Below are 22,038 nucleotides of genomic sequence, written 5' to 3' on the forward strand. Positions count from 1 at the left end.
CCGCAGACCGCCGCTAGCGCAGCGTATCCTTTCTCAGGTTCGCGTGGTTGAGAAGCGCCTCAATCAGGTTCCAGGCCTCGACGCTGCTCGGTTCGGCCGGCTTATGGGACGACCGCTTCGCCTTGGCGAGCGGCACGATCAGATAGTCGGTGCGCGGATCCGGGAAGGGGTCGGCGAAGGATTTGAGCAGCGGTGCGTGATCGCCGTAGAACACGAGCCAGACCGGACGGTCGAGCTTGTCGAGGTGTTCGCTCAATGTGTTGAGCGCCGCATCGGACTGCTCGAGGATGGCCAGATAGATGTCGACGGGATTGGTGAGGTCGCCGACGCGGCCCGGCTCCCATGGACCGTGATTGGCCATGGATGCGACGAAGATGAAGCCGCTTTCGTCTTCGGGCAGCTTCTCGCTTGCGTCGATCACCTTCGCCGCGAGCTTCTCGTCGGAGACGTAGGGTCCGTCTCGCTCTGGGCGATGGTCGAAACCGTCGAGCATCGTCAGCTTGGAGAAGCCGAGCTGCGGCATCGCCTTGTGCCTGAGGAAGAAGGTCCGGTCATAAGGATGGATGAAGTGGGTATTCCAGCCGGCACGCTTCAACTTTCCGGGCCAGACGACGTCGGCATAGTGCGATGCGCGCAGATAGGGATAGCTGGCGTCGACATGAATATCGTCGGGCACCAGGCCGCTGATCACGGCGAATTCGGTGCGCAGCGTATAGCCGCCTTCGAACACGCTGCTGAGCCGGCCCCACTGAACCGCCTCGCGCCGCAGCCGGTCGAGCGTCGGCAGTTTCAGCGTATCGACGCCGAAGTGCCGCATGTCGATGAAGGATTCCGATTGCCAGACGACGATCAGCGGCGAGCCGTCGTCACCGATCAGATCCTGCACGGCGGCCCGGACGATCTTGGAGAGATCCGCGACGATCTTTTCGCGACGCACACCGAGCCAGATGATGAAACGGAAGACGACCGAGCCGAAGGTACCGAAGCGCACCGTGTTCATCTTGACGTCGAGGACCTTGAGCAGCCGCTGTACCAGCGCGGCCGTCGGGCGGTTCACCGGGCCGTAGAAGAGCAGGAGCCAGGGACCATAGGCGATGCCGAGCATCACGAGGATCCAGAAGGCCTTCCCCCGGTCCGGCAGAATCGCCGGCTCGAAGTACATGTAGAGGCCGGAAACGCCAAAGACGTAGAGGAAGGCGACGGTCCAGAAGACGACGTTCAGTGAGCTCGCATAGAAGATCGTCTTGTACTTGAACACGTCGACGACCAGCGCGATGTCGGAAAAGATCAGCGGTTCACGGATGAACTTGAACTTGGCGCGGGAAATGCCGGTGAAGATGATGAAGAAGCTCATCGTGCCCGCCGCCGCATAGAGCGGACGCCAGGATCCGGCGAAGAAACCGGCAAAGACCAGAGCGATGACAGGTAGGCGGGCAAGCACGTCGATCACGTCCTGCGTGCGTCCGAAAGGCGAAGGATTGGCGCGCCGCTCCCGCTTCGGCAGGGCGAAACGGTCGGTGAAGAAGATCACCGCGCAGGACAGCAGATAACAACTAAGCGTCAGTGTTATCGGATAGTCGTGCAGCTGAAAGGGAAGCAACGCCAAGCGGAAACCTTCATGTCTTCATGCCGGCCGATGCCGCTTTATGCGGCACAGCGTCCGCCCGACACTTAGATCTTATCGATGCTAGGTACAAGCACCGTCAGGTCCGGTGCTCGGACACTCCACGATTATGCGTCGCCGTGTTGCCGCACCGCACAATCGCCCGGTCGAACCACCAGTTGAGCAGGGGACGAACGGCGGGAGCGAAGCGTCCAAGTAGAAACAATGTCGTGCCGAAATAGACTTCGAACCGGCCGCGGTCGGTTCCCTTGACGATCCGCTTGGCCACCGCTTCGGCCGGCCAGGGCCGGACCGTGCCCATGATCGTGGCCGCTTCCGGCGGTCGCGCCGCCAGCTCGCGCTGAAACTGCGGCGTTTCCGTATCCGGCGGAAAACAGACGGAGACACTGACGCCGTGCGGACGGGCTTCTGAACGCAGCGCCTGGGCGAAGCCGTGCACGGCGAACTTGGAGGCGCAATAGGCCGAATAACCATAGATGCCGAGTAGCCCTGCGCCGGACGAGATCATCATAATCCGGCCCCGCCGGCGCCGCTTCATGCTGTCATAGACCGCCCGGACCGCATGCACCGTGCCGGAGAAGTTGGTGTCCATCTGCTGCCGGAACGAGGCGCTGTCGAGCTCCTCGAACCGGCCGGGTTCGACGATGCCGGCCGATGCCACCAGGATGTCGCAGGGGCCGAAGGCCTGTTCGCACCGACGAATGGCCGCTTCGACGTCGCTTTCCACCGCGACGTCGGCGGCCTCGATCCGGATGCTGTCGGCGTTCGCCCCACTGGATGCGATAAGTTTTGCCTGCGCGCCTTCCAGGAGGCCACGGGAGCGGGCAATCAGCGAGAGGCGCGCCCCGCGCGCCGCGTAGATCGATGCGACCGCAAATCCGATACCGCTCGAGCCACCGGTAATGATCACATGCGCCATGCTGGTATTCCGCTCCAGAGTTCGGGAGAGTGCGAAGCGGCTCTGCTTCCGCGACCACCTGACCCGGCAGCAAATGCGATCGGGTCAGCGCGCCGAGAGCGCTTTCATCATCTGGTCGATGTCGATGCCGCCAAGGCCGAAGTTGCGTTCGGTAAGGTCGGCCAGACGCTCGGCCGTGAGTGTTACCGTGCGCCGGATCTGCTCTTCCGTGTGGTCGCTGGTGATGAAGAAGCGCAGCCGAGCCAGGCCTTCCGGGACCGCCGGGTGGATGATCGGCAGCGCATTGACCCCTTCGGCAAGCAGGTCGTTCGACAGCTGCACCGCACGCAGGGAATCGCCAACCAGAACCGGAACCACGGAAAATCCGCTGCTGAGGCCGGTGTCGAGCCCCGCTTCCTTGGCAAGCTTGAGGAAGAGCGCGCCGTTGCGGCGCAGCGCCGCCGTGCGCGTCGGCTCCCGTTCCAGCACCTCCAGGCTTGTGGTTGCCGCGGCCGCCAGAACCGGCGCAAGGCCGACGCTGTAGACGAAGCCGCCGGCCGATGCCTTCAGCACCTCGACCAGCGCTTCGCTGCCGGCGATGTAGCCGCCGCAGCTCGACGTGGTCTTGGAGAGCGTGCCCATCCAGATGTCGATCTCGCGGGGATCGACGCCGAAATGCTCTGCAAGCCCGCGGCCGGTCTTGCCGAGAACGCCGAGCGAATGCGCTTCGTCGACCATCAGCCAGAAGCCATATTCGGCCCGGAGCTTCAGAAGCGCCGGCAGGTCGGCGACGTCGCCGTCCATCGAGTAGATGCCCTCGACGATGACCATGATGCGGCGATAGTCGCCGGCGACCGTGCGCAGCACGTGTTCGAGGTCGGCGACGTCATTGTGCTTGAACAGGCGTCGTGTCGCGCCCGAGAGCTTGACGCCGGCAAGGGCGCTGTTGTGGATGAACTCGTCGTGGACGACGAGGTCCTTCGGTCCCATCAGGCAGCTGATGGCGGCGACATTGGTGAGATAGCCGCTGACGAAACAGACGGCGGCATCGACGCCATAGAAGTCGGCGATCTTCTCTTCCAGCGCCACATGCACCGGACGCTCGCCGGCGACGAGGCGGCTCGCCGAGGCGGAAATGCCGAAGGTGCCGATGGTATCGCGTGCCCGCGCAAGCACCTCCGCATGGCGATTGAGGCCAAGATAGTCATAGGAGGCGAAGTTGATCAGCTTGCGGCCATCGATGACGGTGGTCGCGCCGGCGGCCGTCTGATGGGCACGATAGAACGGATTGGCGATGCCGAGCTGTTCGCTTGCAAACTTCTGCGTCATCACCTGCTTGTATTCCGGCAGGTCTTCGAAACGGGCCTGCTGCCGGCGCGCCGGCGGCGGCATCTCCCGCTCCGAGCGCGCCATGCGGTTGCGCTCGGAGGATTGATGCGTGTTTCTCATCCGGTCCAGCAGGTTCTCTTTGAGGCTGCTGGTCATCTTGGATGCGCCTGGACCGTTTCCGTTCGTGCTCATTGGCCTTGTGCTTTTTCCTTCGCCGTTCCGACGTGCCGCTGCGCAAGTTCGCTGACAATCTTGTCGTCGGCGGGCTCGGCATCGTCGCTCTGGTCGCGCTTGCTCACCTTCTCATAGAGCTTGCGGGCGACATCGCCAACCGTCGTGTTGTCGGCGACGCCGCTGAGCGGCATGTCGAAGCCGGTGTTCTGCTGGAAGCTCATGCCGAGTTCGACGGCCATGAGGCTGTCGAGCCCGATTTCCTTCAGAACCTTGCTGCGCGTGACCGTATCCTTCGATACGCGCAGGATTGCGGCGATTTCGCCGGCGACGAGGTCGAAGAGAATGTCTTCGGCTTCCTGCGGCGACTTGCCCTCGATCATCACGACGAGGTCCATCTTGGTGCCTTCGCCGCCCGTCGCATGCTGGTCGGCGCTGCGCAGGATGACTTCGAAGAGCGCGTTCTTGGCGACAGGCAGATTGCGTGCCGCCGACCAGTCGATCTCCGAGATCATCACGGTTGCCGCATCGACGGTGCCTGGATCGAAGGCCAGGTGGCTCTCGACCATGTCGAGTGCCGTCTGCGCCTTCAGCGCGGTCTTGCCGATGCGCTTGGCGAGGATGTCGTTCACATCCGTGTTCTGGACCAGATAGCCCCTGTCGGCGATGGCGCCGAACCCGACGGCGAGACCCGCAAGGCCGCGTGCGCGACGGGCGCGGGCGAGACCTTCGAGATAGCCGTTGGCTGCGACGTAATTCGCCTGTCCGGGGTTGCCGACGAGTGTCGTCGCCGATGAGAACAGGATGAAGTTGTCGATCTTGTCGTTGCTGGTCAGTTGATCGAGAACCGCGGCACCCTTGGCCTTGGTGTCGATGACCGGCCGGTTTCGCTCGCGGTTGAGGTTGCTGATCAGCGCGTCGTCGAGCACCATCGCGGCATGGACGATCGAGCGCAGCGGTGCCACGGCGCGCAACGTCTTGAGCAGGCGCTCCGTCGCTGCCGGATCGGTGACGTCGCAGGCATGAACCGTGGCGGATACGCCAGCCTTCGTCCAAGCTTCGATCATTGCCGTCGTTTCGGCGTCCGCCAGGCCGCGGCGTGAGCAGAGCGCGACCTTCGTCGCACCCTTTTCGACGAGCCAGTTGGCGGCAGCCAGGCCGAAACCGCCGATGCCGCCGACGACGAGATGCATGCCGTTCGGATCGACCTTCATGCCGCCATGCGGACGCTTGGCAACGCGATGCGTGCCGGCGACCGGAGGAAGCACGACGATTTTGCCGATATGCCCGGCATTCTGCATCAGTCGGAAGGCGTTGCCGATCTCGTCGAAGTCGAAGGCGCGATAGGGAAGCGGCGTCAGCTTGCCGTCTTCGAACAGCGCACCGATCTCGGTGAAGATCCGCTTGGTCAGCTTCGGCTGATTGACCAGCAACTGGTCGGCGTCGATGCCGAAATAGCTGACATTGCGGCGGAACGGCCGAAGGCCGATCTTGCTGTCGGCGTAATAGTCGCGCTTGCCAAGCTCAAGGAAGCGGCCAAAGGGCTTCACCAGCGCCAGGCTCTGCTCCATGGCCTCGGCGAACAGCGAGTTGAGCACGAGATCGACGCCTTCACCGCCCGTCACGGCGCGAACGTCGTTGACGAAATCGAGCGAACGGGAATCGAAGACGTGATCGGCACCCAGCATCGACAGGAAGCGACGCTTCTCGCGCGATCCTGCCGTGGCGATGATCCTGGCGCCCTTCAGCTTTGCGACCTGCAGCGCGGCAAGGCCGACGCCGCCGGCGGCGCCATGGATGAGGATCGTTTCGTCAGGCTGGATCCGTCCAAGCTCGACCATCGCGTAATAGGCAGTCAGGAACGCGACCGGAACCGTCGCCGCGGCGACGGGGCTGACCGATTGCGGCAACCTGGCGACGCCGGCGCGCGAAACGACCGCGTGGGTCGAGAAGGCGGAGGATGCAATCGCCATGACGGCATCGCCCACGGCGAGGTCATCGACGCCGTCGCCGACCGCGACCACGTGGCCGGAAAGCTCCATGCCGATCGTCGCGCCTGCGAAGCCGTCTTCGAGCGCCTCTTCCGGCAGAAGGCCCATCGCCCACATTACGTCGCGGAAGTTGAGGCCGGTGGCTGCGACCGCGACGACGACTTCACCCGGGCCTGCCGAGGGGATGTCGCTTTCTTCCCAGACGATGCTGCCCACCTGAGAGCTGACGCGCTGGCGGATGGTTGCAGCCTTGAAGTCAGCCGTTGCCGCGTGCCCATTGTCGACTGGGCCAGGCACGGCGCGGATCTCCGAAAGCGCAGCGCCAGCTTCGCCTTCGAGCAGCCATTCGCGGTTTACTCCCATCGCGCCAAGCAGCGGCAATGCCGCAGCCATCTGAGCATCCGTCGTCGGCGAACCGTCGATGTCGAGCGAGTGGACGTCGAGGAACTCGTATTCGTTCTGAAGCACGCGTGCGAAAGCCCAGAGGCCGGCATTGACGCCGTCGCTTGCGACCGCCTCGCCGACCGTCCGGCTGGCGATCGGTGCGCCGCCGGGCGCGACAAGCAGGAGACGGGGCCGTTTGTCCTCCGCTGGCTCCGCACCGCCGATATGCTGGCGCAATGCTTCGGCAAACGTGCCGAGCGCGAGGATCTGTGTTTGTAGAGAGGCGGAATCGTCGGTGCGCGACGCGGCCGCCGGCAAGGCAAGGAAGACTGCCCGAAGCGGTTGGCCCCCCAGCGTCTCGAAGGCTGGCAGGAGCGCGGCCTTGTCCGCAGCCGCATCGCCGGTCAGGCTGACACGAATGGCTGAATCAGAGGGCTCGCGCTGCTCGCGCCCCGCGATCTCCAGCAGGAGGTGGGGGACGGATGCCGGCACCGCCGCGTCTGCGGCAGCAGTTGCTGCGCCACGCGCTTCGAGCAGGATGACGTTGCCGCTTGCACATTCGCGGTCGGCAATGTCGGTGTCCCGCAGGTCGAGATCGTCGAGGCATTTCTGCCAGTGCGGCGCCGCCGCGAGGTTGCCGATCGGAAACTCCGCCGTCTGGCTGCGCGCGAACCAGCCCTCGGACAGGCCAAGCGCGAAGTCGTTGAACAGCGATGGCGCGCTGACCGCGGCAATCAGCCCACCCGTAGGGCGCAGTGCCGTGCGCAACGCTGTGCGAACCGCCACATCGTCCTCGATCAGGCCGTAGAACGCGTCGGACGCGCTGACAGCAAGATCGAAGGCCGCAAGCGTCGCGAGTTCGCCCTTCTTGAGGATGTGTACATGGGCGTCGTTTTCGAAGGCCAGCTCAAGGCCGCGCTGGGCGTTATCGCGTGCTTCGAACACGGTGAGGCTTGCACCATGCTTTTCGGCAAGAGTGGCCAGACGCTTAGTGAAACCGGCGGATACGCTGCCGAGTTCGACGATGCGCAGGCGCGCTCCGGCGGACTGTGCCGACAGCGCCGTTTCGACAGCCTCCAGCACGAAGGCCATGCGCTGGCGGCTTGCCTCCGAATGAACCGCCTGATGGTCGATCGTGGCGTCGCTGATGAAGCTCGATCCCGAGGCCGCTTCGTCGCCCGCATGCAAGGCATCGATGCGGGCAAGGGCTTCCGCATAGGCGTTGTTGATCAGCACGGCCTCGACGGCGCGGTCAGGCCGCTCGCCGTAAAGTTCGCTCAGAATTTCAGGCACGCTCGGCAGGTTGAATTCCTGCGCGACGGTCCACACACCATCCTTGTGCTCACAGAGCCCGGCATCTTCGAGCACGTAGAGGCAGCTCGTCAGAAAACACTGGAAGGCGAAATCGCCAGGCAGATTGCCGCCCTGGATCGTGGAACGCCCCTTACCGAGCTTGAGGGCGATCTCCTGGCAGGCGCGGTAGATCGCGGCATTGAAGAGCAGCGTCGCATTGTCGACACCAGCCTCGCCGGCGGCCGGCATTGCGATCGATACCGGCGCAAGGCTGTTGCGCAGAAGGCTTGGCAGGGCGGCTTCCGATTGTACTGCCTCGTAGTGGAAGGACAGCGCATCGAGCGTCTTGTGCTTGCGCAGATAGGTGCGGCGGAAACGGCAATCCTCGAAATGCGCGATCGGCTCGCCCGACTGGCCGAAGAAGTGGAACTTCGCCTTGATCGAATTGGTGCTGACGCGTTCAATTTCGATCATCGCGCGCGCGATCGGCAGGCCGCCATTGACGACACGAACCGAACCGAAGCGGACGGGAATATAGGGTGCGCCGCTCTTGTCGCCAGTGAATCGGTCGAAGAGCGCCACCAGCGCGTGGAAGGTCGCATCGACCGAGATCGGGTTCAGGGCATAGCTGACCAGCGGGTGTCCGGTGGCTTCGGCCGTCTTCAGCTCGACATCGACCAGGCGGTCGCCATAGGCAACCGCTTTTGCGAGCAGCTGGAAGCGAGGACCGTAGTCGAGGCCGAATTGCCGCGCCGTCTCATAGGCGCGACCCGGTGCCACCGTTGCCGTCTTGGCGAGGCCTGCGAGCGACGGATAGGCGCGGTCCCCGGCCGGCAGCGGCTTGCGGCAGCGGGCAACCGCGTGCACGGCCCAGTCGTCTTCCGACAGCCGTTCACGCGAGCGGATTTCGAGGTCGCCGGTCTCTGGCGAAAGGACGGTCGACAGCTCCATGATTTTTGTGTCGCTGAGTTCCAGCGGCCGGACGATTTCGAGATTGGTGATCTCGACTTCTTCGCTGCCATAGAACTGCTGTGCCGCAGCAACGGCGATCTCGATGAAGCCGCTGCCCGGCAGGATCGCCTTGCCGTCCACCACGTGTTCGGCAAGATCCGGGAAGAGATGGGCGTCGATATGGTTTTTCCAGCTGCCGCTGTTCGGATCGCTGCGCCAGCCGGTCAGGCGGTATGGTCTGGCAATCCGGCCGAACAGGTCGGTGGCATCAGTTGTTGCCGCCGGGCGCAGTTCGACGGGCTCGAAGGGCAGGCTTGGCAGGGCGATCGATGCATTGCGCTTGCCGAATACCCGGGTCGTATCCACGACGGCGCCGTGCGCAACGGCACGTGCCATCGCGGCCGAGATCGGATCCTGGCCGCTTTCGGCGACGTCTCTGAGCAGCGTGGGCACCACCATGCAGGGGGCTGCTGCCTGCTTGATCGTCTCCTTGACGTAGGACGACAGGATCGGGCGCGGCGAAATCTCGATGAACAGGCGGCAGCCCATTTCGATCGCGGCTTCCGCAGCCGCCTGGAAGCGGACCGGCTCGCGAACGTTCTTCCACCAGTATTCCGGATCGAGCTGCGTGCCCTCGAGCGCGGCACCCGTGACCGTCGAAAGGTAGGCGAGTTCGGTGCGGCGCGGTGCGATATCGGGGATGTCCGAGAGGAAGGCATCCTTCGCCCGATCGATGATCGGATGATGGAACGGATAGTTGATGTCGAGGATCTGGACCGGGATCTTCGCCTTGCGGGCGGCATCGCGGAAGGCCGAGATCTGGTCGGCCGGGCCCGAGATCGTCACGGAATTATGCGCGTTGACCGCAGCAACGCAGAGTTCGTCAAGACCGCGAGCCTCGGCAAAGGCGCGAGCAGCCTCTTCACCGAGCATGACGGCCGCCATCGTGCCGTGGCCGGCAAGCAGGTCCTGATGCAGCGAACGTTTCGCAACGATCGAAACGGCATCGACGAGCGACAGCGCGCCGGCCGCGTAGGCGGCGGCGATTTCGCCGACAGAGTGACCGAAGACGGCGACCGGCTTGATGCCCATGGCAACCAGCGAATCCGACAGGGCGGCCTGCACCGCAAACAGCAGCGGCTGGGCGATCTTGGTGTCGGCAAGCTTCTTGTCGAGATCAGGATCGGTCAGGAGATCGGTGAGCGCGATATCCGAATGGAACTTGAACAGCGCGCTGACCGAGGTGAAACACTGGCGGAAATGCAGGTTTTCGCGGAAGGCTTCCACACCCATGCCGGCCCATTGCGAGCCGTTGCCGGAGAACACGAACGCGACCTTGGCGTCGCGAACGACGGCCTCGCCCACCTCACCGATATCCGAGCCGGGCTTTTCCAGGTGGCTGGCGATCGCACGGACGATATCTTCGGGCTGGTCGCTGCGAGCGGCAAACCGATGGCGCATATGGGTGCGGTTGGCACCCGATGCGGCGATCATCGCACGGGCTTCACTCTTGGAAGCATGCGCGAAAGCGGTCTTGTAATCCTTGAGAAGGGCTTCCAGGCTCGACTGCGTATGAGCGCTTGCGAGGAACACATGTCCCGAAGACGACGGGTTTGCGGCCTTTTCATCGGCGGCCGGTTCCGGGTCGCTGATAACGACGTGCGCATTGGCGCCGCCGAAGCCGAACGAGTTGATGCCGGCAAGGCGCGCGCGCTTGCCGCGCAGAAGCTCGATCGGGTTTGCCGTGACGCGGACGTTCAGACCATCGAAGTCGATATGCTCGTTTGGCGTGTCGAAATGCAGCGAAGCCGGCAGGTAGTTGTTCTCAAGCGCCATCATGGCCTTCAGCATGCCGAAGAGGCCGGAGGCGGGTTCCGTATGGCCGATGTTCGACTTGATCGAGCCGATCGGCACAGGCGCCCGGCGCTTGGCGCCGATGACCGTTCCGATCGACCAGACTTCCGCCGGGTCGCCGACCTTGGTGCCGGTACCGTGGCCTTCGACGAAGGCCACCTGATTGGCGTCGATGCCGTTTCCTTCGTAGATCGCTCTCAGCAGGTTGGCCTGGGCTTCGCGCGACGGCAGCGAAATGCCGTTGGTGCGGCCGGCCGAATTCACGCCGGTCGCGACGATGCGCGCATAGCTGCGGTCTTTCTCGCGGCGCGCCCGGTCGGAACGGCGCAGCACGAAGACCACGCCGCCTTCGGCGCGCACGTAGCCGGCGCCGTCGTTGTCATAGGCGCGGCAGAGGCCTTCCGGCGACAGCATGCGTGCCTGGGCGAAGCCGACGAAGGGCAGGGGGTGGGCAAGGATGTTGACGCCGCCGACGATCGCCGTGTCGATCTCCCCGGCGTTGAGCGCCCGCATCGCCTGGTCGAGGGCGACCAGCGAGGAGGAACAGGCGGTGTCGACCGTCATGCTCGGGCCGCTGAGGCCGAAGATGTGCGAGATGCGGTTGGAGACGATCGACAGGGTGTTGCCGGTCATGAAGTACGGGCCAGCCGCGGCCGGATCCTCGACCGTCAGGTTGGCGTGGTCGAGGCTCGATGCGCCGATATAGACACCGACGTTTTCGCCGTGCAGCGACGTCGCCGAGATGTTGGCGTCTTCAAGCGCCCGCCAGGCGAGCTGGAGCAGCACGCGCTGCTGCGGGTCCATATACATGGCCTCGCGCTGCGACATGCCGAAGACGGCCGGATCGAAATCATAGAGTTGATCCAGCACGCCGGCCGCGAAGGAATAGGTCTTCCCCTGCGTGCCCATGACGGGATGCCAGAATCGCGCCACGTCCCAGCGATCCGATGGAATGCTGGTGACGGTGCACTTGCCCTGACGTAGAAGTTTGAACAACGCCGAGGGCGATTCTGCTCCAGGGGCGAGGCATGCACGCCCAATAATCTCAACAGCCATGTATGATCGAACGCTCTAAAATGCCGTTAAAGTTGCACCTGCGATTGCGCGGCGGAAGTTGAAATGCAATCGCCAATCGTCATGCTTGCGGGCTATCCCCAGCTATATTCGTTCCGCCTCATTAGTCAGCTTTTAACTTAAAGTCCCTAGCTTTCAACCCCAAAGACTGAAGATATACACGCTGTCAACGCCAGTCCAAGTCGGATTGGGCGACAAACCACGCTCAAGGTATCGAAGGTATGACCAGAAAGACGCGGGCTCAAATAAATTGCCCGTCTTGGTCTTGAGGTGACTTGTTGTGGGACGGCGATTGTGCTTTTCAGAGACCGGCGAAATTCCCTGCCGGGGGATGATGCGGCGCGGAACCATGAGCAAAATCATGGCTGTGCCGAATGTGGAGTGTCGTAGTTGAAACGAGTCAGTGCCCTTCTGCTTTGTTCCGCCCTCGTCGGGTGCCAGGCTGTGCCTGGTGAAGGGCCGCTGGCCGGAGCGATCGTCAAGGACGCCGGCCAGTCAGGCGCCGAGATCGGCCGCCAGAATGCAACGGTTTTCGACATCGTCGATGTGGACGGACGCTCCGCGCGTCTCGTTTCCGATTATGTCTCCTCGACGCTTAATCGCCGTTTCGGCATTGGCGGCGGTGTTGGCCGCGTCGTCATCGGCGTTGGCGACCAGCTTAAGGTCTCGATCTTCGAAGCCGGCAGCGACGGCTTGTTCTCGACGCAGGACTCCAAGCAGACGAGCATCGATCTCGTCGTTCAGCCGGATGGCAAGGCTGCCATCCCCTATGTCGGCCCGGTCAAGTTTGCCGGCCTGACACTGGAGCAGGCGCGCCAGGAAATTCTGGAAGCGCTGAAGCAGAAGGCGGTTGAGCCCGACGTCATCGTCACGAGCATGAGCACCGCCTCGCGTAACGTTACGGTTTCGGGTGCCGTCGGCAAATCGTCGGTGGTGCCGCTGAGCCTCGTCGACGAAACGATCAACGAGGTGATCGCCAAGGCCGGCGGCCCGGTCGCGCAGCCCTACGAGACCTTCGTCACATTGGTGCGCGGCAAGAAGACCGGAACGGTTCTCCTGAAGTCGATCATCGAGAACCCGTCGGAAAATATCCACGTCAAGCCGGGCGACCAGATCTTCGTGACGCGCGATCCGCGCCGCTTCACGATCCTCGGTGCGGTCAAGGCCAACCAGCGCGTCGAATTCGGCGCCAACGATCTCAATCTGCTCGAGGCGATGGGCCTTGCGGGCGGTGGCTCGGACTACACGCTCGACATGAAGGGCTATTTCATCTTCCGTTACGAAGAGCCTGATGTGGTCATGAGCCTGCTCGGTCAGCAGCGTTTCAACGAAATGCTGCGTAAGGGCATGAAGACCGACAGCGTGGGGCGCTACCCGATCGTCTACCGCTTTGACATGAGCAAGCCGGACAGCCTGATTGTCGGCCAGACCTTCCCGGTCAAGAACCGCGACGTCATCTATGCCTCGCGTCACCCGTCGGTCGATTTCTCGAAGTTCCTGAACTTCGTCGCCCAGCCGGTCGGCATCGCCAATTCCGGCTTCTCGATCGCAGATAACATCAACAATCTCGGAAACTGATCGTTTTCGATCGCATTTGTTCGAGGGCGTCGGCCATGGCCGACGCCCTTTTTGCTTATCTGCCCTTCCGATCTCGGAAGCCTGCGGAACTGGCTTGTCGTCGCTCAAATTCTGTGATTGATCTTGGACTTAAATCGATTTTGGTGATCGATAAGCAGTTGATCGTCCAGAGGTGAATGATGGCGGATAAAGCGTTGATCGTCGTGGATGTGCAGAACGATTTCTGCCCGGGCGGAGCGCTTGGTGTTGCGGGCGGCGACGAGATCGTGCCGATGATTAACGGGCTGATCGGCCGCTTCGAGCATGTGGTTCTGACCCAGGATTGGCATCCGGCCGGCCACTCCAGCTTTGCCTCCAGCCATCCCGGCAAAAATCCCTTCGAAATGATCGCCATGCCCTATGGCGCGCAGACGCTCTGGCCGGATCATTGCGTGCAGGGCAGCGCCGGCGCCGATTTCCATCCGGCGCTCGAATGGACCCGCGCCGAACTTTTGATCCGCAAGGGTTTCCGCGCGCAAATCGACAGCTATTCCGCCTTCTTTGAAAACGACCGCCGGACGCCGACCGGCCTTTCCGGCTATCTCAGGGACCGCGGTATCAAAAAGGTGACGCTCTGCGGGCTCGCGACCGATTTCTGCGTCGCCTTCTCCGCGCTCGACGCGGTGGCGCAGGGATTCTCGACCACGGTCGTTCTCGATGCCTGTCGGGGCATCGACCTCAACGGCTCGCTTCATGCCATGGTGACGCGTATGCGTGATGCCGGCGTCGAGCTGAACTAGCCGAGATGATCTAGCCTCGCCCAAGAGGAAGGAGCAATTTCACCGATGACGAAGACCGATATCGCCAGGCGCGTCTACAATCATGCCTGGAAACTCGACCCGATCGTACGCAGCCTGCTGGACACGGATTTCTACAAGCTCCTGATGCTGCAGATGATCTGGCAGCTCTATCCGGATGTCGATGCGACCTTCTCGCTGATCAACCGCACGAAGACGGTGCGGCTCGCCGACGAGATCGACGAGCAGGAACTGCGCGAGCAGCTCGATCACGCACGCGAACTGCGTTTCTCCAAGAAGGAAATGATCTGGCTTGCGGGTAATACCTTCTATGGCCGCAAGCAGATCTTCTCGCCGGAGTTTCTCGCCTGGCTCGCCAAGTTCCGCCTGCCGGATTATGAGCTGAAACGCAGCGATGGCCAGTTCGAGCTGACCTTCCGCGGCCGCTGGGCGGAGACCACCATGTGGGAGATCCCGGCGCTGGCGATCATCAACGAGCTGCGCTCGCGCTCGGCGATGAAGGGCCTCGGTCCCTTTACCCTCGATGTGCTCTATGCCCGCGCCAAGGCCAAGATGTGGTCCAAAGTCGAGCGGCTGCGGCAGTACCCTAACCTCAGGATCTCCGATTTCGGCACGCGCCGCCGCCACAGCTTCCTTTGGCAGCGCTGGTGCGTCGAGGCGTTGAAGGAAGGGATTGGCAGTTCGTTCTCCGGGACCAGCAATGTCTTGCTCGCGATGGACAACGATCTGGAGGCGCTTGGTACCAACGCACACGAATTGCCGATGGTGGCCGCGGCCCTTGCCCGCAACGACAAGGAACTGGCCGCCGCCCCCTACAAGGTGCTGCAGGACTGGAACCAACTCTATGGCGGCAATCTCCTGATCGTGCTGCCCGATGCCTTCGGCACAGCGGCGTTCCTGCGCGACGCGCCGAAATGGGTGGCGGACTGGACGGGCTTTCGGCCGGACAGCGCGCCGCCGATCGAAGGTGGCGAAAAAATCGTCGCCTGGTGGAAGAAGATGGGACGGGATCCCCGGGAAAAGCTGCTGATCTTCTCCGATGGTCTCGACGTCGACACGATCATCGAGACGTACCGCCACTTCGAGGGGCGCGTGCGCATGAGCTTCGGCTGGGGCACCAACCTCACCAATGATTTTGCCGGTTGCGCGCCGACGGAAATCAGCGGCCTCAGTCCGATCTCGATCGTCTGCAAGGTCAGCGAGGCGGATGGCCGGCCGGCTGTAAAACTCTCCGACAATCCGCGCAAGGCGACCGGTGACCCGGCCGAGGTCGAGCGCTACCTCAAGTTCTTTGGCTCGCAGGATTTCGTTGAGCAGGCGGTTAAGGTCTGACCGCCAAGTAACGCCTAAGTCAAACGACGCCGCGTGCTCAGCGATCTTGCAAAAAAAGAAACCGGCAGGAGCCGGTTTCAAAAGGGGATCAAAGATGTTGCGATTGTCCATCATCGCAATATCAAATCTGGCAGTGGAATCTTAAGGTTGCGTTAATCTGCCAACCTGCCGTTGCATTTTGCTTCTCTAGAATACGAACATGTAGAGAAGGATGATGACGATGAGCGGCACGCCCATAAGCCAGAGAACGATACCTTTCATTGAGAAGCCTCCGCGTTGCTGCCTTTGAAACGATAACGCAGCATCGGGAAATACGTTCCGGGTGTCAGCGAGGCAGGCTCTTGTTTCAGTTTATCGCCAGTAGCCTCGCTTCGCCCTTGTTCAAGAAGTAGGCCTTGTCGAAAAGCCGGAGATCGACGGGGTTCGGCATCCGGATATCGTCCAGGTCCGGAAGTGGTTTCACGGCGGCTTCGAAGGATCGATCGATCTGCGAGATGAAGATGATGATCAGCCCGCGTTGCCGCGCGAATGCCCTCAATTTGCGCACCTGATCGCCAAGAGCGGGATTGTCACGTCGCTGATCGAGAAGCTGGAGGTAATCGACGACCACCAGCGTGCCGGGATCGGCCTTGGACAGCTTGCCGACGATATGGTCGGCGCTGATCGTGTCGGAGCAATCGATCTCGAACAGCGGGGCAAACCGGCCATGGTCGGCCCCGATGGCCGCAAAACGCTCGATGACGTCCGTCACGGTATATTCCAGTGTGAAGAAGTAGGCGCGATGGCCGGCCCTCATCGCCTCTACGGCAAGCTCGAGGCTCTTCAGCGTCTTGCCCTGGCCGGGGCGTGCGCCGAGGACCACGAGATCTCCGGGAGCGAGCTGGGCAAGCATACTCGCCGCGGTGCCGGCAGTCGTTTGTCGTGCCGCAAGCAGGCTCCAAGTGGAGTAGCCCTCCTGAACGGCAATGCGATCAAGTGCTTCATGGAGCGGGATGGCTTCTTCACGGCACAGGCGTTTCGCCCTGCGTTTCAAATGGTAGATCGGTGCAGTCAGTTTCATCGGCAACCTCCTGGTACGAGCGATCGTCGCAGTCCCTCCTTGTGCGCATTGCCCCAACAGTCGGTTCGATGATGAGAGTGCCCGGTATGGAATCTACTTTCCCGATCGGAGGGGGGAGGCGTGGGCGCGCCCGAATCGCAGCATAACGCAGATGGCAGCAGGCGAAAATTGCATCCGATGAGAAATTCTGCGGCCTGGCGCGCGTCTTTCGCGGCGCCCTAGATCCTGCTCGTTTGGGGCGATAGGACAGGCGAAAACATTCGCAGACCGCAAAAGCACGCGGTGCTACGAGCGAGTATCAATTTGATTTCTTTAAGAGAAAACTGGTGCTGCTAGAGAGATTTGAACTCTCGGCCTCTCCCTTACCAAGGGAGTGCTCTACCCCTGAGCTATAGCAGCATCTCGCGGCCGGTTCGTGTGTCAGCCGCATCAAGCGAGGGGGCTATTGCCATAGCTCAGCGGCGAGTGCAAGCCGCAATTCGAAGTTTTTCGCGAAGAGCTGTGAGAAAAGTCACCGGCGCTTCCGAAGACCCTGGTTTTGCGCTATGGCATGGGCATGCAAACAGACGACGAAGAAGGCGGCAAAGCGGTGCCTCCGCCTGACGAACGGCAGGCGGATGGCAAGGTGCGCCAGAAAAAGATAAAGGATACGACCGAGGCGGACCTGAAAAAGGCGCGTCTTGCCAGGAACTTGCGCGACAACCTCATGCGCCGCAAGCAGCAGATGCGGGCGCGCCGATCTGGCGCTGCCGATGACGTCAGCGGTCTTCCTGCCGCAAAAACGGACGAATCCCAAGATTAGTACGGGCAGGAAGCGGCATCGCCGCTTCGTTCTCAATTTGCCGGTGGCATCTCCATCGGCGTTCGATTGCACAGGTTCGTAAATCGGGACCGATCGCGGGGGAAGCCGTGCAGCGACCTAAATGTTACAGCGCCAGGCGTCCGAAGGGATGCGCGGCGTTCAAGGCACTTCTAATTTCGCGGCGTCTCCACTAAAGAGGCGCCTTCAGACAACATCGGATTATTTTGGAAAGGCGGGCCAAGCCCGTTCGAGAGGCCTCATGGATCGCATCAGGATTGTAGGCGGCAACAAGCTCAACGGCGTCATCCCGATTTCGGGCGCCAAGAATGCGGCCCTGCCGCTGATGATTGCGTCGCTTCTGACCGACGACACGCTGACGCTCGAAAACGTGCCGCATCTGGCCGACGTCGAGCAACTGATCCGTATCCTCGGCAACCATGGCGCGGATATCTCCGTCAACGGTCGCCGCGAGCGCCAGGGCGAGAGCTACGCCCGCACCATCCATTTCACCTGCCGCAACATCGTCGACACGACCGCCCCTTACGAGTTGGTCTCGAAGATGCGCGCGAGCTTCTGGGTTATCGGCCCGTTGCTTGCCCGTGAAGGCAAGGCGCGGGTATCGCTGCCGGGCGGTTGCGCCATCGGCACGCGTCCGGTCGATCTCTTCATCGAAGGCCTGCAGGCGCTTTCCGCCAACATCGAGATCGACAGCGGTTACGTCAACGCGACGGCGCCGGCTGGCGGCCTGATCGGCGCGCGCTACACCTTCCCGAAGGTGTCGGTCGGCGCCACCCATGTGCTGATGATGGCAGCGACGCTTGCCAACGGCACCACGGTGCTCGGCAACGCCGCGCGCGAGCCTGAAGTCGTCGACCTCGCCAACTGCCTGAACGCCATGGGCGCCAAGATTACCGGCCAGGGCACCTCGACGATCACCATCGAGGGCGTTCGCTCGCTCTCCGGCGCCCGTCACCGCGTTCTTCCTGATCGCATCGAGACCGGCACCTACGCCATGGCCGTTGCCATGACCGGCGGCGACGTCATTCTCGAAGACACCGACATGGCGCTGCTCGACACGGCGCTGGAAGCGATCCGCCGCGCCGGCGCCGAGATCACCGAGACCAACAGCGGCATCCGCGTCGTGCGCAACGGCGCCGGCATTAAGCCGGTCGATATCGTCACTGATCCCTTCCCGGGCTTCCCGACCGACCTGCAGGCGCAGTTCATGGGTCTGATGACCATGGCGAAGGGCACCTCGCACATCACCGAGACGATCTTCGAGAACCGCTTCATGCACGTGCAGGAACTCGCCCGTCTCGGCGCCAAGATCTCGCTTTCCGGCCAGACGGCGAAAATCGAGGGCGTCGGCCGCCTGAAGGGCGCGCCTGTCATGGCGACCGACCTTCGCGCCTCGGTCTCGCTCGTCATCGCCGGCCTAGCCGCCGAAGGCGAGACCATGGTCTCGCGCGTCTATCATCTCGACCGCGGCTTCGAGCGGCTCGAAGAGAAGCTTACCCGGTGCGGCGCGCACGTCGAGCGCGTCAGCGACTGATTTGAACGGTTGCGCCTGATACCGTTGCGGTTTCAGGCGCAACATCCTATGTCCATTTCAATTGTGGCACGGCAAGATGTGCGGCGAAACGAAAGGAATGGATGGCATGACCGGATTGAAGCTGCTGGCGCTCGACGAGGAGGATCTCGCTGTCGTCTCCGCCCACGTCCAGGATGCCGTGTTCAAGGTTTCGGGCCTGGAATACGACGCGCGTCGCAAGCAGTTTTCTCTCATCGTCAACCGCTTCGTCTGGGAGACGGCCGATGGCAAGCGCCGCTCCTTTGAGCGCCGGCGTGCGGCTCTCCTCTTCAAACGTGTGAATGCAGTGCGCTCCGTCGGCTTCGACCGGCGTGACGGCGAGGCGGTGCTCGATCTGCTGACGCTGAAGTTCGCGCTGCAGGGCGAGGGGCCGGAAGGCACGCTGGAGTTGGTTCTGGCTGGCGACGCCTCGATCGCGCTTGACGTCGAATGCATCGAAACGCAGCTTGCGGATACCGGCGGGGCGTGGGAAACCGCTTTCAAGCCCAAGCATCCCGAAGGCGCTTGACGCTGATCGACCCGACCGACACTGGCATACAAGGACGTCCCCTTTGGCAATCAGGCTCAATTTTCTCGACGGTGACTTCGAACAAAAGTTCGCGGCATTCCTGACGACCAAGCGAGAGGTGTCCGAGGACGTCAATGCGGTGGTCAAGGCGATCATCGACGACGTGCGGGCACACGGTGACGCGGCGCTCGCCGAATACTCCAAGCGTTTTGATGGCGTCGATTTCCAGACGACGCCGATGGCGGTCAGCGCCGTCGAGATCGATGCAGCGATCCAGGCGGTCGAGCCGGAAGTTCTCGGCGCGCTAAAGGTCGCCGCCACCCGCATCGAGGCGCACCATGCCCGCCAGCGCCCGAAGGACGATATCTACCAGGACGCCATGGGCGTCGGCCTCGGCTCGCGCTGGACGGCGGTCGATGCCGTCGGCCTCTATGTGCCCGGCGGCACCGCGAGCTATCCGAGCTCGGTGCTGATGAACGCGCTGCCGGCAAAGGTTGCCGGCGTGTCCCGCATCGTCATGGTAGTGCCGGCAACCGGCGGCAAGGTCAACCCGGCGGTGCTGGCTGCTGCACGCCTTGCCGGCGTCGAGGAAATCTACCGCATCGGCGGCGCGCAGGCTGTGGCCGCCCTTGCCTATGGCACCGAGACGATTGCACCGGTTGCCAAGATCGTCGGCCCGGGCAATGCCTATGTGGCTGCGGCCAAGCGCCAGGTCTTCGGCACGGTCGGCATCGACATGATCGCCGGCCCCTCCGAAGTGCTTGTTATTGCCGACAAGCACAACGATCCGGACTGGATCGCTGCCGATCTTCTCGCCCAGGCCGAGCACGATGTCGGCGCCCAGTCGATCCTGATCACCGACGATGCGGATTTCGGCCAGGCGGTCGAGAGCGCAGTCGAGCGGCAGCTGAAAACTCTGCCACGCGCCGAAACGGCGTCGGCAAGCTGGCGCGATTTCGGCGCCGTCATCCTCGTGCCCGATCTTGAGAAGGCCGTGCCGCTCGCGAACCGCATCGCTGCCGAACACTTGGAGCTGGCGCTTGCCGACCCCGAGCCGATGGTGGCCAAGATCCGCAATGCCGGCGCGATCTTCGTCGGTCGCCACACGCCCGAGGTCATCGGCGACTATGTCGGCGGCTCCAACCACGTGCTGCCGACCGCTCGTTCCGCGCGCTTCTCCTCCGGCCTTGGGGTGCTGGATTACATGAAGCGCACGTCGATCCTGCGGCTTGATGCCGAACAATTGCGGATCCTCGGACCGGCGGCCATCGTGCTGGCAAAATCCGAAGGCCTTGAGGCCCATGCGCGCTCCGTCGCCATTCGCCTCAATCTCGGGGACGCTGGATGAAGGCGGACCGCAACCAGCGTCTCTGCGATGTCGTTCTGGACGAGACCATCGGCCGCTCGACCCCTGACGTGGAGCATGAGCGCGCGGTTGCGATCTTCGACCTGCTCGAAGAAAACCTGTTCGAGCCGGTCGGCCATCCAGGCGGCCCCTATAAGCTCAATCTCTCGCTCGTCGACGCCAAGCTCGTCTTTGCGATCTCGACCGACAAGGGCAGCGACGTCGCCACCCATATTCTGTCGCTGACGCCGTTCCGCCGGATCGTGAAGGACTACTTCATGATCTGCGAAAGTTACTACGAAGCGATCCGCTCGGCGACGCCGAGCCAGATCGAGGCGATCGACATGGGGCGCCGCGGCATTCACAACGAGGGTTCGCAGACGCTGATGGATCGCCTCTCCGGCAAGATCCGGCTGGACTTCGATACCGCCCGCCGCCTGTTCACGCTCGTCTGCGTGCTCTACTGGCGCGGGTGAGGGCGGCGACCGGCATGGCGGGAACCGAGGCTCAGCGCTTGAAAATGCCCCGCTCGGTCCTCTTCATGTGCGGCATGAACGCTATTCGCTCGCCGATGGCCGAAGCGCTCGCCAAGGCGGCGCTGCCGGCCGGAACCTATGTCGCCTCCGCCGGCGTGCGGCATGGCGAACGCGACCCCTTCGTCGACGTGGTCATGGCCGAAGTGGGCCTGAGCCTCGGTCGCCACCAGCCGCATACGCTCGATGAACTCGAGGATGACTATTTCGACCTTATCGTCACGCTGGCGCCGGAGGCGCATCACAAGGCGCTCGAATTGACGCGCTCCATGGCCGTCGACGTGGTCTACTGGCCGACGCCGGATCCGACGGTGGCTGCCGGCACGCGCGAGCAGATCGTCGATGCCTACCGCGCCGTGCGCGATCACCTATCGACGCTGATCAATCATCGGTTGATCGGCTCCAGGAAGTCGGAAGACGCTTGAGAGTGTTGCGAAAAATCCCGGCGCGGTCTGCAGTCTCCGTCGCTTCCATGCCGGCGTAAATCTCGATCGATTTAAGACTAGAGACATGGAGCGGTACGAAGTGCTATAGCGGCTTCGCGCTTCTGATCCGACGCGCGGCACAGTAGCCCGTCACAAAAGCGCAAAAGCCGGTCTTAGATGGTTCACAAATCCTCGTCGATTGTGTAGTTTCCGGCGAATTTTTCGGGATACCTGACGGTTCCCTAAACAAAGATAGAAAGAACAGTCCTACATGGCGAAAGAAGAAGTCCTTGAATTTCCGGGCGTGGTCACCGAATTGCTTCCGAATGCGACCTTCCGCGTGAAGCTCGAAAACGAGCATGAGATCATCGCTCACACTGCTGGTCGTATGCGCAAGAACCGCATTCGCGTGCTTGCCGGCGACAAGGTTCTCGTTGAAATGACCCCGTACGACCTTACCAAGGGCCGTATCACCTACCGCTTCAAGTAAGCCGCTCC

Annotated in this window: 15 protein-coding genes and 1 tRNA gene; 10 read left to right on the forward strand and 6 right to left on the reverse strand. The window is 62.7% G+C overall.

The window, feature by feature from the left end; all coding sequences use genetic code 11:
* Positions 1-13 precede the first annotated feature (13 nt).
* The 4 genes from FA04_RS01050 to FA04_RS01065 form a co-directional block, all read right to left on the reverse strand.
* Complete coding sequence (locus FA04_RS01050) at positions 14-1,606, reverse strand: LTA synthase family protein (protein ID WP_034797021.1); 1,593 nt, start codon at positions 1,604-1,606, stop codon at positions 14-16.
* A 97-nt stretch (positions 1,607-1,703) separates the two neighbouring features.
* Positions 1,704-2,543, reverse strand: a complete 840-nt coding sequence (locus FA04_RS01055; RefSeq protein WP_051659368.1) for an SDR family oxidoreductase — start codon at positions 2,541-2,543, stop codon at positions 1,704-1,706.
* 84 nt (positions 2,544-2,627) lie between these two features.
* The gene (locus FA04_RS01060) at positions 2,628-4,043 is read right to left on the reverse strand and encodes an aminotransferase class I/II-fold pyridoxal phosphate-dependent enzyme (protein WP_034797019.1); all 1,416 of its coding nucleotides are present in this window, start codon (positions 4,041-4,043) and stop codon (positions 2,628-2,630) included.
* Entirely contained in the window at positions 4,040-11,551 is a 7,512-nt protein-coding gene (locus tag FA04_RS01065; RefSeq protein ID WP_034797018.1) for a type I polyketide synthase, read from the reverse strand. The genes FA04_RS01060 and FA04_RS01065 overlap by 4 nt, the downstream gene beginning before the upstream one ends.
* A gap of 408 nt (positions 11,552-11,959) precedes the next feature.
* On the opposite strand from FA04_RS01065, the gene FA04_RS01070 reads away from it, so the two are divergent.
* The 3 genes from FA04_RS01070 (at position 11,960) to pncB (ending at position 15,276) form a co-directional block, all read left to right on the forward strand.
* Complete coding sequence (locus FA04_RS01070; protein ID WP_034797015.1) at positions 11,960-13,147, forward strand: polysaccharide biosynthesis/export family protein; 1,188 nt, start codon at positions 11,960-11,962, stop codon at positions 13,145-13,147.
* A 179-nt stretch (positions 13,148-13,326) separates the two neighbouring features.
* The gene (gene pncA / locus FA04_RS01075) at positions 13,327-13,926 is read left to right on the forward strand and encodes a bifunctional nicotinamidase/pyrazinamidase (RefSeq protein ID WP_034797595.1); all 600 of its coding nucleotides are present in this window, start codon (positions 13,327-13,329) and stop codon (positions 13,924-13,926) included.
* Positions 13,927-13,971: 45 nt separating this feature from the next.
* The gene (gene pncB, locus FA04_RS01080; RefSeq protein WP_034797014.1) at positions 13,972-15,276 is read left to right on the forward strand and encodes a nicotinate phosphoribosyltransferase; all 1,305 of its coding nucleotides are present in this window, start codon (positions 13,972-13,974) and stop codon (positions 15,274-15,276) included.
* A gap of 346 nt (positions 15,277-15,622) precedes the next feature.
* Here the strand turns inward: pncB and FA04_RS01085 are convergent, their stop codons facing one another.
* Positions 15,623-16,336, reverse strand: a complete 714-nt coding sequence (locus FA04_RS01085; protein WP_034797013.1) for a DNA helicase — start codon at positions 16,334-16,336, stop codon at positions 15,623-15,625.
* A 324-nt stretch (positions 16,337-16,660) separates the two neighbouring features.
* A tRNA-Thr gene (locus FA04_RS01090) sits at positions 16,661-16,735 on the reverse strand.
* Between the two features lie 151 nt (positions 16,736-16,886).
* Between FA04_RS01090 and FA04_RS01095 the strand changes: the two genes are divergently transcribed.
* From FA04_RS01095 to infA, 7 genes are all read left to right on the forward strand, one after another.
* Positions 16,887-17,138, forward strand: coding sequence for a hypothetical protein (locus FA04_RS01095; protein WP_060644096.1), 252 nt, complete (start codon positions 16,887-16,889; stop codon positions 17,136-17,138).
* Between the two features lie 259 nt (positions 17,139-17,397).
* Entirely contained in the window at positions 17,398-18,690 is a 1,293-nt protein-coding gene (murA, locus tag FA04_RS01100; protein WP_034797010.1) for a UDP-N-acetylglucosamine 1-carboxyvinyltransferase, read from the forward strand.
* 106 nt (positions 18,691-18,796) lie between these two features.
* Positions 18,797-19,237: a DUF2948 family protein gene (locus FA04_RS01105; RefSeq protein WP_034797590.1), complete on the forward strand. Its 441-nt coding sequence runs from the start codon at positions 18,797-18,799 to the stop codon at positions 19,235-19,237.
* A 43-nt stretch (positions 19,238-19,280) separates the two neighbouring features.
* Complete coding sequence (gene hisD / locus FA04_RS01110; RefSeq protein WP_034797008.1) at positions 19,281-20,585, forward strand: histidinol dehydrogenase; 1,305 nt, start codon at positions 19,281-19,283, stop codon at positions 20,583-20,585.
* Complete coding sequence (locus FA04_RS01115; protein WP_034797007.1) at positions 20,582-21,058, forward strand: UPF0262 family protein; 477 nt, start codon at positions 20,582-20,584, stop codon at positions 21,056-21,058. Before hisD ends, FA04_RS01115 begins: the two co-directional genes overlap by 4 nt.
* Positions 21,059-21,072: 14 nt before the next feature.
* Positions 21,073-21,540 (forward strand): arsenate-mycothiol transferase ArsC, encoded by a 468-nt coding sequence (locus FA04_RS01120; protein ID WP_034797006.1) that lies wholly within the window; start codon positions 21,073-21,075, stop codon positions 21,538-21,540.
* A gap of 271 nt (positions 21,541-21,811) precedes the next feature.
* Entirely contained in the window at positions 21,812-22,030 is a 219-nt protein-coding gene (gene infA / locus FA04_RS01125) for a translation initiation factor IF-1 (RefSeq protein WP_004435948.1), read from the forward strand.
* Positions 22,031-22,038 lie beyond the last annotated feature (8 nt).

The sequence above is a fragment of the Ensifer adhaerens genome (assembly GCF_000697965.2).
Classification (GTDB): domain Bacteria; phylum Pseudomonadota; class Alphaproteobacteria; order Rhizobiales; family Rhizobiaceae; genus Ensifer; species Ensifer adhaerens.

Excerpts from the sequence above, each read along its gene's own strand:
- pncB (WP_034797014.1), top strand. The coding sequence starts at position 13,972 with ATGACGAAGACCGATATCGCCAGGCGCGTCTACAATCATGCCTGGAAA.
- FA04_RS01115 (WP_034797007.1), top strand. The coding sequence starts at position 20,582 with ATGAAGGCGGACCGCAACCAGCGTCTCTGCGATGTCGTTCTGGACGAG.
- murA (WP_034797010.1), top strand. The coding sequence starts at position 17,398 with ATGGATCGCATCAGGATTGTAGGCGGCAACAAGCTCAACGGCGTCATC.
- FA04_RS01095 (WP_060644096.1), top strand. The coding sequence starts at position 16,887 with ATGGGCATGCAAACAGACGACGAAGAAGGCGGCAAAGCGGTGCCTCCG.
- FA04_RS01065 (WP_034797018.1), bottom strand. The coding sequence starts at position 11,551 with ATGGCTGTTGAGATTATTGGGCGTGCATGCCTCGCCCCTGGAGCAGAA.
- FA04_RS01085 (WP_034797013.1), bottom strand. The coding sequence starts at position 16,336 with ATGAAACTGACTGCACCGATCTACCATTTGAAACGCAGGGCGAAACGC.
- infA (WP_004435948.1), top strand. The coding sequence starts at position 21,812 with ATGGCGAAAGAAGAAGTCCTTGAATTTCCGGGCGTGGTCACCGAATTG.
- pncA (WP_034797595.1), top strand. The coding sequence starts at position 13,327 with ATGGCGGATAAAGCGTTGATCGTCGTGGATGTGCAGAACGATTTCTGC.
- FA04_RS01120 (WP_034797006.1), top strand. The coding sequence starts at position 21,073 with ATGGCGGGAACCGAGGCTCAGCGCTTGAAAATGCCCCGCTCGGTCCTC.
- FA04_RS01055 (WP_051659368.1), bottom strand. The coding sequence starts at position 2,543 with ATGGCGCATGTGATCATTACCGGTGGCTCGAGCGGTATCGGATTTGCG.
- FA04_RS01060 (WP_034797019.1), bottom strand. The coding sequence starts at position 4,043 with ATGAGCACGAACGGAAACGGTCCAGGCGCATCCAAGATGACCAGCAGC.
- FA04_RS01105 (WP_034797590.1), top strand. The coding sequence starts at position 18,797 with ATGACCGGATTGAAGCTGCTGGCGCTCGACGAGGAGGATCTCGCTGTC.